Annotated in this window: 13 protein-coding genes; 7 read left to right on the top strand and 6 right to left on the bottom strand. The window is 63.4% G+C overall.

Going from position 1 to position 14,897, the window contains the following annotated elements; genetic code table 11:
• Positions 1-16 precede the first annotated feature (16 nt).
• Positions 17-862 carry a MurR/RpiR family transcriptional regulator gene (locus ACLV74_RS00825; protein WP_411877460.1) on the bottom strand — a complete coding sequence of 282 codons (846 nt, stop codon included), beginning with the start codon at positions 860-862 and terminating at the stop codon, positions 17-19.
• A gap of 135 nt (positions 863-997) precedes the next feature.
• A complete protein-coding gene (zwf, locus tag ACLV74_RS00820; protein ID WP_411877459.1) occupies positions 998-2,479 on the bottom strand; it encodes a glucose-6-phosphate dehydrogenase in 1,482 nt (493 codons plus the stop codon).
• Between the two features lie 144 nt (positions 2,480-2,623).
• On the opposite strand from zwf, the gene tal reads away from it, so the two are divergent.
• The 3 genes from tal (at position 2,624) to ACLV74_RS00805 (ending at position 6,074) form a co-directional block, all read left to right on the top strand.
• Entirely contained in the window at positions 2,624-3,571 is a 948-nt protein-coding gene (gene tal, locus ACLV74_RS00815; protein ID WP_411877458.1) for a transaldolase, read from the top strand.
• Position 3,572: 1 nt separating this feature from the next.
• Complete coding sequence (pgi, locus tag ACLV74_RS00810) at positions 3,573-5,120, top strand: glucose-6-phosphate isomerase (RefSeq protein WP_411877457.1); 1,548 nt, start codon at positions 3,573-3,575, stop codon at positions 5,118-5,120.
• Positions 5,121-5,237: 117 nt separating this feature from the next.
• Positions 5,238-6,074: a DUF3047 domain-containing protein gene (locus tag ACLV74_RS00805; protein WP_411877456.1), complete on the top strand. Its 837-nt coding sequence runs from the start codon at positions 5,238-5,240 to the stop codon at positions 6,072-6,074.
• A 3-nt stretch (positions 6,075-6,077) separates the two neighbouring features.
• Here the strand turns inward: ACLV74_RS00805 and ACLV74_RS00800 are convergent, their stop codons facing one another.
• Positions 6,078-6,746 carry an OmpW/AlkL family protein gene (locus ACLV74_RS00800; RefSeq protein WP_411877455.1) on the bottom strand — a complete coding sequence of 223 codons (669 nt, stop codon included), beginning with the start codon at positions 6,744-6,746 and terminating at the stop codon, positions 6,078-6,080.
• 266 nt (positions 6,747-7,012) lie between these two features.
• Between ACLV74_RS00800 and ACLV74_RS00795 the strand changes: the two genes are divergently transcribed.
• The gene (locus ACLV74_RS00795; RefSeq protein WP_411877454.1) at positions 7,013-7,375 is read left to right on the top strand and encodes a DUF805 domain-containing protein; all 363 of its coding nucleotides are present in this window, start codon (positions 7,013-7,015) and stop codon (positions 7,373-7,375) included.
• A gap of 54 nt (positions 7,376-7,429) precedes the next feature.
• Here ACLV74_RS00795 and groL read toward each other — a convergent pair whose 3' ends face one another.
• Both groL and ACLV74_RS00785 read right to left on the bottom strand, forming a co-directional pair.
• Positions 7,430-9,082 (bottom strand): chaperonin GroEL, encoded by a 1,653-nt coding sequence (gene groL, locus ACLV74_RS00790; protein WP_411877453.1) that lies wholly within the window; start codon positions 9,080-9,082, stop codon positions 7,430-7,432.
• A gap of 48 nt (positions 9,083-9,130) precedes the next feature.
• Entirely contained in the window at positions 9,131-9,421 is a 291-nt protein-coding gene (locus ACLV74_RS00785; RefSeq protein WP_007872916.1) for a co-chaperone GroES, read from the bottom strand.
• A gap of 433 nt (positions 9,422-9,854) precedes the next feature.
• On the opposite strand from ACLV74_RS00785, the gene ACLV74_RS00780 reads away from it, so the two are divergent.
• From ACLV74_RS00780 to ACLV74_RS00770, 3 genes are all read left to right on the top strand, one after another.
• The gene (locus tag ACLV74_RS00780) at positions 9,855-11,357 is read left to right on the top strand and encodes an ATPase domain-containing protein (RefSeq protein WP_411877452.1); all 1,503 of its coding nucleotides are present in this window, start codon (positions 9,855-9,857) and stop codon (positions 11,355-11,357) included.
• A 47-nt stretch (positions 11,358-11,404) separates the two neighbouring features.
• Complete coding sequence (locus ACLV74_RS00775; RefSeq protein WP_411877451.1) at positions 11,405-12,883, top strand: response regulator; 1,479 nt, start codon at positions 11,405-11,407, stop codon at positions 12,881-12,883.
• A 349-nt stretch (positions 12,884-13,232) separates the two neighbouring features.
• Complete coding sequence (locus tag ACLV74_RS00770; protein ID WP_411877450.1) at positions 13,233-13,439, top strand: hypothetical protein; 207 nt, start codon at positions 13,233-13,235, stop codon at positions 13,437-13,439.
• 22 nt (positions 13,440-13,461) lie between these two features.
• Here ACLV74_RS00770 and ACLV74_RS00765 read toward each other — a convergent pair whose 3' ends face one another.
• Positions 13,462-14,814 (bottom strand): CHASE3 domain-containing protein, encoded by a 1,353-nt coding sequence (locus ACLV74_RS00765; RefSeq protein WP_411877449.1) that lies wholly within the window; start codon positions 14,812-14,814, stop codon positions 13,462-13,464.
• Positions 14,815-14,897: the final 83 nt, after the last annotated feature.

Below are 14,897 nucleotides of genomic sequence, written 5' to 3'. Positions count from 1 at the left end.
TGCCGGCGCTATCGGCTCAGGCGTAACGCTTGTTGCGCAGGTTGTTCTTCATTTCCTTGAGCAGCGGCTGCAGCTTGCTGCCGATGCGCAGCGCCACACAGGTCGCCAGGATGTCGATGATCATCAGGTGCATCAGGCGCGACACCATGGGGCTGTAGCGGTCGTAACCTTCGGGGTGGTCGGCCGCCAGGTGGATGTTGCCGGCCGCGGCCAGCGGCGAGCCGGTCACCGTGATGACGATGGTGGTGGCGCCATTCTTGCGCGCGATGTCGCAGGCGTCCATCAGGTCGCGCGTGCGGCCCGAGTTCGAGATCACCACCACGCAGTCGCCCGGACCCAGCAGCGAGGCGCTCATGACCTGCATGTGGCCATCGCTGTAGGCAATGCTGGTGATGCCCAGTCGAAAGAACTTGTGCTGCGCGTCCTGCGCCACGATGCCTGAATTGCCGACGCCGAAAAACTCGATGCGCCTTCCGGTGTTGTAGGTCGCCAGCAGCGCGTCGGCGGCCCTTTCCACGGCCACCGAACTCGCGTCGTTGCGGTACTTCAGAAAGGCCGCCACGGTGTTGTCTATCACCTTGACCATCACGTCACCGGTCTTGTCATCGGCGTCCACGCTGCGGTGGATGAAAGGTACGCCCTCACTCACACTGCCCGCCAGCTTGAGCTTGAAGTCCGACAGCCCGTCGTAACCCATGCTGCGGCAAAAGCGCACGACGGTGGGTTTGCTCACGTGCGAACGGCTGGCCAGCTCGGTGATCGGCAGGTTGGCAAAGGCACGCGGATCGGCCAGTACGAGGCGGCCCACCCGTTGTTCCGCAGGGGCCAATGAAGGCAGGGAGGCTTTGATTCGGTCAAGCATTGAAATGGCCCCCACGGTCGCTCACTGCGTGTAGCTTCCTGCCCCCCGAGGGGGCCGCTGCGCCTGCGGTCTGGCAAAGCCAGTCCCGCGGCCCCGGCTTGCAGTATTTGGCTCTGCGAGCGAAAAGCGTGGGGGCTAGCACTCCTCGCTCCAACAATAGCCATCGCGCGCAATCATCGCGCTTGCCGCACTAGGCCCCCAACTGCCGGCCGCATAGGACCGCGGCGCGCCGGAATCACTGCTCCAGCTGTCCAGGATCGGTTCGACCCAGCGCCAGGCTTCTTCCTGCTCGTCGCTGCGCACAAAGAGGTTGAGCCGCCCGTCGAGCACGTCCAGCAGCAGCCGCTCATAGGCGCCCACGCGTTCCGAGCCGAAGCGCTTGTCGAAGTCCAGGTCCAGTTGCACCGGCGCCAGCGAGGGTGTGCCGCGCGCGTGGTGGTTGCCCGAGCGCTGGTCGGCGCCCTGCGCCAGCAGGTGCAGCTCCAGGCCGTCCTTGGGCTGCAGGTTGATCACCAGGCGGTTGGCCACATTGGAGCCTGCCATCGACGTCTTGAAGATCGCGTGCGGCGCTGGGCGGAAGTTGACCTCGATGTGGGCGTCGCGGCTGCCCAGGCGCTTGCCGGTGCGGATGTAGAAGGGCACACCCGCCCAGCGCCAGTTGGCGATCTCTGTGCGCAGGGCCACAAAGGTTTCGGTCCTGCTGTCGGGCGCCACGCCTTTTTCGTCGCGGTAGCCGGGCACGGCTTCGCCGTCTATGGTGCCGGCCGCGTACTGGCCGCGCACCACATGCTGGCCCAGCGTTTCAGGCGTCCACGGTTTCAGCGAGCGCAACACCTTGAGCTTTTCGTCGCGGATGGCGTCGGCGTGCGAGTTGATGGGCGGCTCCATGCCGATGGCGCACAGCAACTGCAGCGCGTGGTTCTGCACCATGTCGCGCAACGCGCCGGTGCTGTCGTAGAACGCTCCGCGTTTTTCCACGCCCAGGTCTTCGGCGATGGTGATCTGGATATTGGCGATCGTCTCGCGGCGCCACAGCGGCTCGAACAGCGAATTGCCGAAGCGCAGCGCGAACAAATTCTGCACCGAGGGCTTGCCCAGGTAGTGGTCGATACGGAAGATTTGCTGTTCGCTCAGCACGCTGCGCACCGTCTTGTTGATGGCGCGATTGGAGGCCAGGTCGTGGCCCAGCGGTTTTTCCAGCACCACGCGCGTCTGCGGGCCGTTCAGGCCCGCGGCGGCGATCTGCTCGCACACGGTGGTGAACAGGCTGGGCGCCGTCGCCATGTACATCACCACCACATCGGCGGGCCGCTGTTGCAAGCGGGCGGCCAGCGCGGCGTAATCGGCCGGGTTGGACAGGTCCATGCGCAGGTAACCGAGCAAGGCGGCAAAGCGCGAGAACTCTTCCTCACTCGGGCGCTTGGCCAGCTCGACGTTGTCAAAGCGGGACTTGATCAGCGCGCGGTACTGGTCGTCGGACAAATCGTCGCGCGCCACACCCACGATGCGCCCGCCTTCCGGCAAGGAGCCATGGCGGAAGGCCTGGAACAAGGCCGGCATGATCTTGCGCCACACCAGGTCGCCGGTGCCGCCAAACAGGATGAGGTCAAAGCTCATGGTAAAAAAGTGTCTTGGTAATTAAGTTTCACATTCTATGGGCATAATGGTAACTCGACCCTGAACCCGCGAGATGCACGCCTCCAGGTGCTCCCACGGTGTTTCATCCGGACCACTTTCGCGTATTGCACAGCCTTTCCCGCCATGACCCAACTTGACGCGCTCAAACAGTTCACCACCGTGGTCGCCGACACCGGTGATTTCAAGCAACTGGGGCAGTTCAAGCCGCAGGACGCCACCACCAACCCTTCGCTGATCCTGAAGGCGGTGCAAAAAACCGACTACCAGCCGCTCCTGAAGGACACGGTTGCCCGCTTCAAGGGCCGGCAGCTCGATGAAATCATGGACCGCCTGCTGGTGCGCTTCGGTTGCGAAATCCTCTCCATCATCCCGGGCCGCGTCTCGACCGAAGTCGACGCCCGCCTGAGCTTTGACGCCAATGCCACCTACACGCGCGGCGAACGCATCGTCGAGCTCTACCAGGCCGAAGGCATACACATCGACCGCGTGCTGATCAAGGTGGCCGCCACCTGGGAGGGCATACAGGCGGCCGAAAAGCTCGAGCAGCGCGGCATCCACACCAACCTTACCCTGCTGTTCTCCTTCGCCCAGGCGGTCGCCTGCGGCCAGGCTAAGGTGCAGCTGATCTCGCCTTTTGTCGGCCGCATTTACGACTGGTACAAAAAATCCGCCGGCACCGCCTGGGACGAAGCCGCCATGGCCGGCGCCAACGACCCCGGCGTGAAGTCGGTGCGCGAGATCTACAACCACTACAAGCATTTCGGCATCGCCACCGAGGTGATGGGTGCGAGCTTTCGCAACGTGGGCCAGATCACCGCGCTGGCTGGCTGCGACCTGCTGACCATCAGCCCCGAGCTGTTGGCTCAACTGGCTGCTTCCGATGCGCCGCTCGCGCGCGCACTGGACGCCAAGGCCGCGGCTGCGCTGGACCTGCCGGCCGTCAACTACGACGAGGCCGGTTTCCGTTATGCGCTCAATGAGGACGCCATGGCCACCGAGAAGCTGGCCGAGGGCATACGTGCTTTCGCGGCCGATGCCGTGAAACTTGAGCACCTGATGCTGGCGGCTTGAAATGGCTGTCGAACCAAGACCCCGTTGCGACCGCACGCCGGCCTGGGCCGCGTTGCAGGCCTGCTTTGATGCGCAGGGGAAGTCATTTGACCTGCGTCAGGCCTTCACGGCCGATGCCGGCCGCTTTGCGCACTTCAGCCAGGCAGCGCCCCACCTCTTCGCGGACCTTTCCAAGAACCTGATCGACAGCACCAGCGAAGCGCTGTTGTTGGACCTGGCCGCGCAATGCCGGCTTGAGCAGCACCGCGACGCCATGTTTGCCGGCGAGCTGATCAACGGCACCGAGCAGCGCGCCGTGATGCATTTCCTGCTGAGGAGCCCGGCCGCCGGCGATATGGCAGGTGACCTTGCGCGCGTGCACGAGACGCTGGATGCCATGCTCGCCTATGCAGAGGATCTGCGTGCCGACACGGCCATCACCGACATCGTGAACATCGGCATAGGCGGCTCCGACCTCGGGCCGCAGATGGCAGTGATCGCATTGGGCGAATTCGCCATACCCGGCAAGCGCTTTCACTTTGTCTCCAACGTCGACGGCGGTGAACTGGCCGGCGTGCTGCAGGGGCTCAAGCCGCAAAGCACGCTGTTCCTGGTGGCGTCCAAGACCTTTACCACCACCGAAACCATGACCAACGCGCACTCGGCGCGGCGCTGGTTCGAGGCGCAAGGCGGCACGGACGTCGCCCGGCATTTCGCGGCACTCACGACCAATGTCGCGGCGGCGAATGCCTTCGGCATCACCACGACTTTCGGCTTCTGGGACTGGGTGGGCGGGCGCTATTCGCTCTGGTCGGCCATAGGCCTGCCGATTGCCATCGCCATAGGCGCGGCGGGCTTTCGCGAGCTGCTGGCCGGCGCGCATGCCATGGATGAGCACTTCCGCACGGCGCCGCTGGCGCGCAACCTGCCGGTGCGCCTGGGCCTGCTGGATGTCTGGTATCGCAATTTTTACGGCTTCAGCAGCCGCAGCATCGCGCCTTACAGCAGCGCCTTGCGGCGTTTGCCCGCGTATCTGCAGCAGCTTGAAATGGAAAGCAACGGCAAGCGTGTCGATGCCGACGGCCAAGCCTTGCCTTTCGCCACTTCCCCGGTGCTGTGGGGCGAGCCCGGCACCAACGGCCAGCATGCGTACTTCCAGATGCTGCACCAGGGCAGCTCGGTGGTGCCGGTGGAGTTTGTCGCCGTCAGGCAGGCGGGACACAGCCTGCCGGGCCATCACGCGACTTTGCTGGCCAATGTGCTGGCCCAGGCGCAAGCGCTCATGCAGGGCAAGGAAGATGTGGGCGGCCACAAACATTTCCCCGGAAACCGGCCCAGCACCTTTTTGCTGCTGGAGCGGCTTACGCCCGCCAGCCTGGGTGCGCTGGTCGCGCTGCAGGAACACCGCGTGTTCGTCAGCGGCGCCATCTGGGGCATCAACAGCTTCGACCAGTGGGGCGTTGAACTCGGCAAGGTGCTGGCCAAAGACATTGAGCCGCGCCTGCAAAGCGGGAACGTGGCCGGCCTTGACGGCTCGACGGCCGGCCTGCTGCGCAAAATTACCGGCTGATTTGCGCAACACTGTGCTTTTTTCCCTGACGGGATCGCGCCGTTCCGTGGTCAACTTGTCGCTTCACAGATTTTTCGATGACTTCGCATCATGGTTTCTCCCGTCCCGCCTTACCTAGTGCTCCCTCGTTTTTCGGCAGTCGCCGCAGCCTTCCTCGCGGCAGTTCTGGCCACCGGCTGCGCAACGCGCGCGCGCGTTGCTGATGAGGACGCCGACATCGACGAGCCGGTCAGCCAGGGCGGCACCCTGGGCCTGGCGGAAGGGGTGACCGGAACGGCCTGGGCCGAGATGTCGGCACCGCCGAAGGCCGGGGAACTCAAGCCAGACGACCTCCAGTGGGAGATATTCCGCGTCCCCGGCAAGCAATCGGCCAGCTACAGCTATGTGCGCCATGACGGCCGCGATGCGGTGCTCGCGAAGGCCGAGGCCTCCGGCAGCATCCTGCGCCATCGCTACCGCATCGAGCCCGAAGAGCTCGGCCTCGTTCGCTTTTCCTGGAACGTGCCAAACGCGGGTGTGGGCGCCAACCTCACGCTGCCGCAACTCGACGATGTGCCGGTGCGTGTGGTGCTCGCGTTTGAAGGCGACCGCTCGCGGCTGTCGATGAAAAACGCCATGTTGTCGGAATTGAGCCGCTTGCTGACCGGCGAAGAGATGCCGTTCGCGACACTGGTCTATTCGTGGTCGCGGGTCAACCAGCCGGGAGAGGTCGTCGTCAACGACCGCACCGACCGCATCCGCAAGATCGTCGTCGACTCGGGCGACCACGGTTACAACGAGTGGCGCAGCTACGAGCGCGACATCCGTGCGGACTACCGCCAGGCCTTTGGCGAAGATCCGGGGGCCTTGCTGAGCGTCGCGGTCTTTACCGAAGGCGAAAGAAACGAAGGCCAGTTGCAGGCCTTCTACGGGCCGCTCAAGCTGGTACCGGCTTCGGCTGTCGCGCGCAAGTAGCGATCAGAACCTGTAGCCCAGCTGCACCGTGAAGCAGTTCGGGTCCAGCCCCACATCGATCGTCTGGCCCGTGCTCAGCGTGCCGCGGGTCTTCAGCAGGGTCTTGGTGTAGCTGCCTTCCACAAACCATTTTTCATTGAGCTGGTAGACGCCGCCCACCTGGAAGGACGGGGCCAGCTTCGACTTGAAAGTCACGCCGGTGGGCGGGCCGCCGGGATTGGTGAGCGCGGTCAGCAGGCTGCTGCCCTGCTCGTTATAAAACCTCACGTAGGAGAGGCCTGCGCCCAGGTAGGGCCTGAATCGGGCCTCAGCCTCGAAAAACCGGTACTGGGCTATCAGCGTGATCGGCAAGGCCTTGGTTTCGGCCACCTTGCCGAAACCCGCGAGCACGCCGTCGCCGGTGACGTCATGCCGGAACCCCAGGCCCAGCGGCAAATGCAGGTTCAGGTGGTCGGTGGCCATGTAGTTCACCGCGCCCGTCAGCCGGGTGTCGTTACTGACGCCCACGCGCACATTCGGCATGCTGCCCGTGAGGCTGGCGCTGTCCACGGAGGGCTTGATATAGGTGACGCCGGCCGACAGGGACCAGGTGCCGGCTTGCTGTGCAAACAAAGGGGTGGCGGATGCAGCGAGAACGGCTGCGGCGATCAGGTGTTTTTTGGTGGAAATCATGGGAAAGGTGCGGGTGATGTGGCTGGTGGACCGTTGTGAGGTGTTAGGGGGTTCATCCAGTGGATCGGTGAAATGGCATGGTAGCGGCAAGCGTCTCTTTCCGGTGCATCCAGGGCAGTTTTAGGGGGAAAGAGTGAAGCGCGGGCGCAACGGCTTGCCAATTGAAAACGTTCTTCGTACAAGGCGCGGTAGCGCTCGCGGGACGCGCGGCCTTATCATGCAACGGGGAATTCACCCCGTTACACCTTGTGAGGAGGATCATCGCCATGAATTTCGGCCAAGCCATTTCCACCTGCTTTTCCAAATACGTCACTTTTACCGGCCGCGCATCGCGGCCGGAATTCTGGTGGTTTTTCCTGTTCCAGGTGATCGTCCTGGGTGTCACCAGCATGGTCAGCTACACCCTGTACGGCATCGCCGCCCTTGCGCTGTTGCTGCCGGGCATCGCGGTTGGCGTGCGGCGCCTGCATGACATCGGCAAGACCGGCTGGCTGTTGCTGATCGGCCTGATCCCGCTGGTCAACCTGCTGCTGCTGTACTGGTGCGTGCAGCCTTCGGAAGGCCCCAACCAATTTGACGAAGGCGCCTCGCCGGTGCCGCCTGCTGCGGGCCCGTCGGACGCAGCATAAAAAAAGGGCCGCGAAAGCGGCCCTTTTTGATGGAGCGAGAAGCTCAGGCAGGCATTACATGCCCATGTCGCCCATGCCGCCCATACCACCCATGCCGCCTGGCATGCCGCCGCCGGCGCCGGACTCTTCCTTCGGAGCCTCGGCAATCATGGCTTCGGTCGTCAGCATCAGCGATGCGACGGAAGCTGCATTCTGCAGTGCGGTGCGGGTGACCTTCGTGGGATCCAGGATACCCATTTCGATCATGTCGCCGTAGGTGTCGTTGGCTGCATTGAAGCCATAGTTACCCTTGCCGGCCAGCACGGCGTTCACCACCACAGAGGCTTCGCCGCCTGCGTTGTAAACGATTTCGCGCAGGGGGGCTTCGATGGCGCGGAGCACCAGCTTGATACCGGCGTCCTGGTCAGGATTGTCGCCGGCGATCTTGCCTGCGGCTTGCTTGGCGCGCAGCAGGGCCACGCCGCCGCCGGCCACAATGCCTTCTTCCACGGCAGCGCGGGTAGCGTGCAGTGCGTCTTCCACGCGGGCCTTCTTTTCCTTCATTTCGACTTCGGTGGCAGCGCCAACCTTGATCACGGCAACACCGCCGGCCAGCTTGGCCACGCGCTCTTGCAGTTTTTCACGGTCGTAGTCGCTGGTCGCTTCTTCGATCTGGACACGGACTTGCTTGACGCGTGCTTCGATGTCGGCAGCGGCGCCGGAACCGTCGATGATGATGGTGTTTTCCTTGCCCACTTCGATGCGCTTGGCCTGGCCGAGGTCGGCCAGCGTCACTTTTTCAAGCGACATGCCGACTTCTTCAGCGATGACCTTGCCGCCGGTCAGGCAGGCGATGTCTTCCAGCATGGCTTTGCGGCGGTCGCCGAAGCCGGGGGCCTTCACAGCCACAACCTTCAGGATGCCGCGCAGGGTGTTCACGACCAGGGTTGCCAGGGCTTCGCCCTCGACTTCTTCGGCGATGATGAGCAGCGGACGGCCTGCCTTGGCGACTTGCTCCAGGGTGGGCAGCAGGTCGCGGATGTTGCTGATCTTCTTGTCGTAGAGCAGCACAAACGGGTTGTCCAGCAGTGCGGACTGCTTTTCAGGGTTGTTGATGAAGTAAGGGGAGAGGTAGCCGCGGTCGAACTGCATGCCTTCGACGACGTCGAGTTCGTTTTGCAGGGACTTGCCGTCTTCCACGGTGATCACGCCTTCTTTACCAACCTTGTCCATTGCGTCGGCAATGATCTTGCCGATGGATTCGTCGGAGTTGGCAGAGATCGAGCCGACCTGGGCGATTTCCTTGGACGTCGTGGTGGGCTTGGAAGCCTTCTTGAGCTCTTCGGTCAGGGCCAGCACGGCCTTGTCGATACCGCGCTTGAGGTCCATCGGGTTCATGCCGGCGGCCACGTACTTCATGCCTTCGCGGACGATGGCTTGAGCCAGAACGGTGGCGGTGGTCGTGCCGTCGCCGGCGTTGTCGGAGGTCTTGGAAGCGACTTCCTTGACCATCTGCGCGCCCATGTTCTGCAGCTTGTCCTTGAGTTCGATTTCCTTGGCGACGGACACACCGTCCTTGGTCACCGTTGGGGCGCCGAACGAGCGCTCCAGAACCACGTTACGGCCTTTGGGGCCCAGGGTTACCTTGACCGCGTTGGCCAGGATGTTCACACCCTCGACCATGCGTGCGCGGGCTTCGCCGCCGAAAATGACGTCTTTTGCTGCCATGTTTAATTCTCCAGATTCAGTTAATAAGGGGTTCGGGGTGGCGAAGAATTACTTCTCGACCACTGCAAACAAATCTTCTTCTTTCATGACGAGCAGTTCGTCGCCATCGACCTTGACGGTCTGGCCGCTGTATTTGCCGAACAGGACGCGGTCGCCCACTTTCACGCCCACGGGGCTCAATTCGCCCTTGTCGTTTTTCTTGCCGGGGCCAACGGCCAGCACTTCGCCTTGATCAGGCTTTTCGGCGGCGCTATCAGGAATGACGATGCCGGAAGCGGTTTTGGTTTCGTTTTCCACGCGTTTGACGATCACGCGGTCGTGCAAAGGACGAAGTTTCATGAGAGCTCCTTGTTTGAGAACAATGGTTTTGGGAATCAAAAAACACCCACCTGAAAGTGGGCGCTTGTTAACTTTGGTGGTTGGTGAGGCTTGTTAGCACTCAATACCATCGAGTGCTAATCATAGGGGCAATCAGGGCCCATTTCAAGGCGACGCGACCTGAAACTGCTGTTTCGTTCTCTTTTTATCGCACCAATCCGAATCCGCACCCTGTTGGAGCGGACCTTAAGGGATGTCGTGAAAATCGGCCGCAAGCCCGTGTCGCACTGCGGGTCGGCGTCTTGTCCTACGCGCAGCTCAGGCCCTGAAAACCCTGAAATCCGGGGCGTGCTGGCTAATATTTATCCAGGTGTTACAAGCCGCTTCGTTCTTTGACGGGGTGTTGCGGATTGTGCTTTCTGTGCCCCGTGTGGCCGACAACCCGCAAGCAACCATGAGCCCTCAAAAACCTCCTGAGACGAATTTCCTGTCAACCGGCATCCCCGGCCTGGACAACATCCTGAGCGGAGGCCTGCTGAAGGACCGCATTTACCTGATTGAAGGTGAGCCGGGCACCGGCAAGACCACCACCGGCCTGCAGTTCCTGGTGGAAGGCGCCAAGCGGGGCGAATCCGTCGTCTACATCACGCTGGCGGAGACGGCCGCCGAACTCGAAGGCGTGGCCGAATCCCACGGCTGGGGCCTGGACGGCATCCTTATCCATGAAGTGTTGCCTTCTGAAAACCTGCTGACGCCGGAGGCGGAATACACCATGTTCCATCCGTCGGAGGTGGAAATGGGCACGACCACGCAGATGATCCTGTCGGTGATTGAAAAGTACAAACCGACCCGGGTGGTGATCGACTCCCTGTCCGAATTGCAGCTGCTGGCCGACACGCCTTTGCGCTATCGCCGCCAGGTGCTGGCGCTCAAGCAGTTCTTCGCCAGCCGGTCCTGCACCGTGATGCTGCTGGATGATCGCACCGCCGCCGGCATAGACCTTCAGGTGCGCAGCATCGCCCATGGCGTGATCACGCTTGAGCAGTCGGTGAAGGATTACGGCGCCGAGCGGCGGCGCATTCGCGTGGTGAAATACCGCGGCGTTGCGTTTCGCGGTGGCATGCATGACTACGACATCCAGTATGGCGGCCTCTGCGTATACCCGCGCCTGGTCGCGTCCGAATCGCGCGTGATGGGAAAGCGTGAACAGCTCAAAAGCGGCCTGGGCGACCTCGATACGCTTCTCGGAGGCGGTCTGGAAGAAGGCACCAGCACCCTGATTGCCGGGCCGCCCGGCACCGGCAAGTCGTCGCTGGCGGCCCAGTTTGTCACGGCCGCGGCGGAGCGCGGGCAGACCAGCGCCATGTTCCTGTTCGAAGAGGCCGCCAATAATTTGCTGAACCGCGCCGACGGGCTGGGCATGAAGATCCGCGAGCCCTACGAAACCGGCACGCTGAGCATCCAGCAAATTGACCCGGCCGAGCTATCCCCGGGGGAGTTTGCGTCCGTGGTGTGCCAGGCCGCCGACCGCGGCTGCAAAGTCATCGTCATCGACAGCATCAACGGCTACCTCAATGCCATGCCGGACGAGCGTTTTTTGACCACGCATTTGCACGAGCTGCTGACTTACCTGGGCCAGCGCGGCGTCGTGACCATCCTGGTGGGCGTGCAGCAGGGCATGCTGGGCGGGCAAATGTCCACCACGGTGGACGCCAGCTACCTCGCGGACAACGTGCTCATGCTGCGTTACTTCGAGCACGACGGCGAGGTCAAGCAGGCCGTGTCGGTCTTCAAGAAACGCGGCAGCCTGCACGAGCGCACCATCCGCCAGTTTTCGATGTCGCGCAAGGGCATCCACGTGGGCGCGCCGCTGCGCGGCTTCCGCGGCATCCTGACGGGAGTGCCTGTGTATACCGGCAGTGATCCCGAGGTGGGTGCCGCCCGCGGAGGGCGATAGTGGAGCGGCGCATCGTCATCTGCGCACCGACCGGGCGGGATGCCGCCTTGACCGCCAAAGTGCTCCAGTCCGTGGGGATCCACAGCATCGTCTGCGCGAACAGCGAAGAACTCATGGTGCAGCTGTCGCAGGGCGCCGGTGCCCTGCTGCTGGTGGAAGAGGTGGTCAGCGGCACGGGCATGCGGCCGCTGGCCGAGTATGTGGCCTCACAGCCGACCTGGTCGGACATTCCGATTTTGCTGCTGACCCGCAGCGGCGCCGATTCCCTGGACGTGCAGCGGGCCGTGGAACACCTGGGCAACGTGACGCTGGTGGAGCGGCCGGTGCGCACCATCGCGCTGATCACCGCCACGCGCTCGGCCGTGCGGGCGCGCGAACGGCAATACCAGGTGCGCGATGCGGACAAACGCAAGGACGAGTTCCTGGCCACGCTGGCGCACGAGCTGCGCAACCCGCTGGCGCCCATACGCACGTCGATGGGCATCCTCAAGCACCTTCATCCCGATTCGGGCCAGGTCACCCAGGTGCGCAATGTGGTGGACCGGCAGGTGACCCACCTCACGCGGCTGGTGGACGACCTGCTGGACGTGGCCCGCATCACCAGCGGCAAGGTGATGCTGAAAAAGGGGCGGATCACGCTGCAGTCGGTGATCAACCATGCGGTGGAAATATCAGGCTCCGCCATGGAGAGCAAGCAGCACCGGCTGGACGTGCAGCAGCCCGACGCGCCGCACGTGCTGGATGCCGACCATGCCCGCCTGGTGCAGAGCGTTGCCAACCTGCTGGTCAATGCCGCCAAATTCACGCCTGCCGGCGGGCATATCGTGCTGCGCGCCGAAGTCGCAGGGCCGGTGGTGACGTTTCGCGTGAAGGACAACGGCATCGGGCTGGAGCCGGCCTCGCTCGCGAAGATATTCGACCTGTTTGCACAGACCCCTGTGCCGGGCGAGGCGCCTACCGGCCTGGGCATTGGCCTGAGCCTGGCCAGGCAGTTTGCCGAGATGCACGGCGGCACGCTCCACGCCCTCAGCGAAGGCCTGGGCAAAGGAAGCGAGTTCGTGCTGGCCATGCCGGTGGTGCTGGAGGGCGAGGTGCCTGAATCACCCGCGCCGGCGGCCGGCATCGCCCCGCCGGCAAGCGCCAAAAAGATCCTGGTGGTGGACGACAACGTGGACGCGGCCAACACACTGGAGGCCTTGCTGGGCATGGACGGGTTTGCCGTCAGCACGGCCTACGACGGCCTTGCCGCCGTTGCCGCCGTCGCGGCGGGCAGGCCGGACGTGGTGGTGATGGACATCGGCATGCCCGGCATGAACGGCTACGATGCGGCGCGGCTGATCCGCCAGCAGCCGGGCAATGAAAAAATCGTCCTCATCGCCCTCACGGGATGGGGTCAGTCGACCGACAAAAACCGCGCCAGCCTGGCGGGGTTCGACCACCACCTGGTCAAGCCGGTGGACTATGACAGGCTGATGTCCTGCCTGGCCGATGGAGGTGGGCGGGGCGGAACCTACGTGGCCCGCTGATTCGGGCTTGTCCTACACACATTTCCTATCCTGCCGACGCTTCATGGCCGGCACGGACCCTAAAGTCAAAACCCAGCCACTTCCAGCCTTATCGGCATCGCCATGTTTCTAGACAGTTTCCCCATGCAATTGCAAATGCCGGAAAACCGGGCGGTGCGACCGCTGCGTGAGCCCGCTCCGGTTGATGCGGGAAAGTCCCGCAGCGCATGGCCTTTCATCGTGACCGACAGGGGTTTTGGCGCGGCGCACACGCCCGAGGCGCCCGCGTCTTCCTTGGCGGCCCCCAGCAGTTTTGTGACCTGATGGGGTCGCGCGAAATTTCGCCGGCCCTTGCGGCAAAGGAGAAGACATGAGCCAACAAACCACCACGGCGGCGAAAACCAGCCCGGGCGGCGCCGCGAAAACGCCGGCGGCCGGGCCCGGCAAGAACTCCGCCGGCGAATACGGCAGGGAAGGCACCAACAAAACCATTCCTGAACCCAAGGCCGACACCGCGCCTTCAGAGGAATTGGGCAACACCCCGCACGTCGGAAAGACGCCTTACACGCGCGGGTGAGCGAAAGCCTTCAGCCGCTGCCTCAGGCTTGCGGCGCGGCTTTACGCACCGTCAGGGGCAAGGTGGCCGAAATGGTGGCGCCGTTATCGGAACGGATGTCAAGGCGGCCGCCTGACGCCTCTACCCTGTGACGCATGCCTTGCAGGCCGTGGCTGGAGGACTGCACGGCCTGTGGATCGAAGCCCCGGCCGTCGTCGTGAACGGTCACCAGGATGTAGTCCTTGTAGCTGAGCAGGCTGATTTCCACGTTTTTCGCTTCCGCGTACCGGGCGATATTGGTCAGCGACTCCTGCACCAGGCGATAGACCGTCAACTGGATGGTTTCGTCGAGTTCCGCCGGCTCCAGGTTGGCGATGATGTTCAGGCCCGAGCGCTGGCCGAATTCGCGGGTCAGTATTTCCAGGGCCGGCACCAGGCCCAGGTTGGACAGCGACGAGGGGCGGAGGTCTTCGATGATGCGCCGCTTCAATGCGATGCCGCTGTTCAGCGTTTCAATCAGGTGCTCGATGCGCGCATGCAGGTCGCCGGCATCGGCGGCTATCCTGGCCTTGATACGCGCCACGTCGAGCTTGGCGGCGGTCAGCAGCGAGCCGAGTTCATCGTGGAGCTCGCGCGCCAGGTGGCCGCGCTCCTCTTCCCGTACCTGCTGCAAATGGGTCGCCAGTTCGGCAAGCCGGGTGGTGCGTTCCCTGACCTGAACGTCCAGCAGGTCGCGCTCGGCCTCCAGCGCCATTTGCTGGCGCCGGCCGGCCTGGTCCAGCGCGGCAGTCTGGCGCAAATACAGCCAGAAAGCGACAAAGGCAACGGCCCCCACCAGCGTGATACCTAAGCGCGCCAGTAGCAGCGAGCGGCGCACTTCGGCGTAACCATGGGCTGTTTGCTGGTTGGTTTCACCGATCAGCTGGCCGGCGCTGCTGCGGATGATGTCCATCTGCTCCCGGCCCACCTCCGTCGTCAGGACAAAGCGCCAGGCATCGTCCTTGCCTTCGTTTTTCATGCGGATGGACAGGTCCATCTCGGCCAGCTTGCGTTGCACCGTCCGCCCAAGCCGCGCCAGGGTGCCGATCTGATCGCTTCGCGCGGCGAACAGTTCGCGCAACTGGTCCTGTGTCTGGCCGATGTCGGCAATGGCGGCTTTATAGGGCTCCAGATACATGGTGTCGCCCGTCAGCAGGTAGCCGCGCTGCCCGGTTTCGGCATCGAGCACGTCGCGCAACAGCCGCTGCACGTGGCCGCGCGCAAGCTGTGCCTGCGCCACATCATCCATGGCATCCATGGAGTTGTCATATGAAAACTCGCTGATGCCGATGAGCGTGAAAAAAGCGAACAAGGCAGAGGCGATGTTGACGGCCATTTTTCGGGTGGTGCTTCGCATGGGTGCTTTCTTGTGAAGGGCTCGAAAAGGCGCCACCGGTTGGGCGCAAACCTGCTGAAAATTGTAGACGCCGGCTCTTCGGC

The organism is Polaromonas sp. YR568, from assembly GCF_943369415.1.
Lineage (GTDB): Bacteria > Pseudomonadota > Gammaproteobacteria > Burkholderiales > Burkholderiaceae_C > Polaromonas.
Note: the sequence above shows the minus strand (reverse complement) of the source record. Positions and strands in the feature narration are given on the sequence as shown.

Bases quoted from the DNA above. Each gene is read 5' to 3' on its own strand.
- groL (WP_411877453.1), bottom strand. From the start codon at position 9,082: ATGGCAGCAAAAGACGTCATTTTCGGCGGCGAAGCCCGCGCACGCATG.
- ACLV74_RS00770 (WP_411877450.1), top strand. From the start codon at position 13,233: ATGAGCCAACAAACCACCACGGCGGCGAAAACCAGCCCGGGCGGCGCC.
- ACLV74_RS00780 (WP_411877452.1), top strand. From the start codon at position 9,855: ATGAGCCCTCAAAAACCTCCTGAGACGAATTTCCTGTCAACCGGCATC.
- pgi (WP_411877457.1), top strand. From the start codon at position 3,573: ATGGCTGTCGAACCAAGACCCCGTTGCGACCGCACGCCGGCCTGGGCC.
- ACLV74_RS00785 (WP_007872916.1), bottom strand. From the start codon at position 9,421: ATGAAACTTCGTCCTTTGCACGACCGCGTGATCGTCAAACGCGTGGAA.
- ACLV74_RS00765 (WP_411877449.1), bottom strand. From the start codon at position 14,814: ATGCGAAGCACCACCCGAAAAATGGCCGTCAACATCGCCTCTGCCTTG.
- tal (WP_411877458.1), top strand. From the start codon at position 2,624: ATGACCCAACTTGACGCGCTCAAACAGTTCACCACCGTGGTCGCCGAC.
- ACLV74_RS00795 (WP_411877454.1), top strand. From the start codon at position 7,013: ATGAATTTCGGCCAAGCCATTTCCACCTGCTTTTCCAAATACGTCACT.
- ACLV74_RS00800 (WP_411877455.1), bottom strand. From the start codon at position 6,746: ATGATTTCCACCAAAAAACACCTGATCGCCGCAGCCGTTCTCGCTGCA.
- ACLV74_RS00825 (WP_411877460.1), bottom strand. From the start codon at position 862: ATGCTTGACCGAATCAAAGCCTCCCTGCCTTCATTGGCCCCTGCGGAA.
- zwf (WP_411877459.1), bottom strand. From the start codon at position 2,479: ATGAGCTTTGACCTCATCCTGTTTGGCGGCACCGGCGACCTGGTGTGG.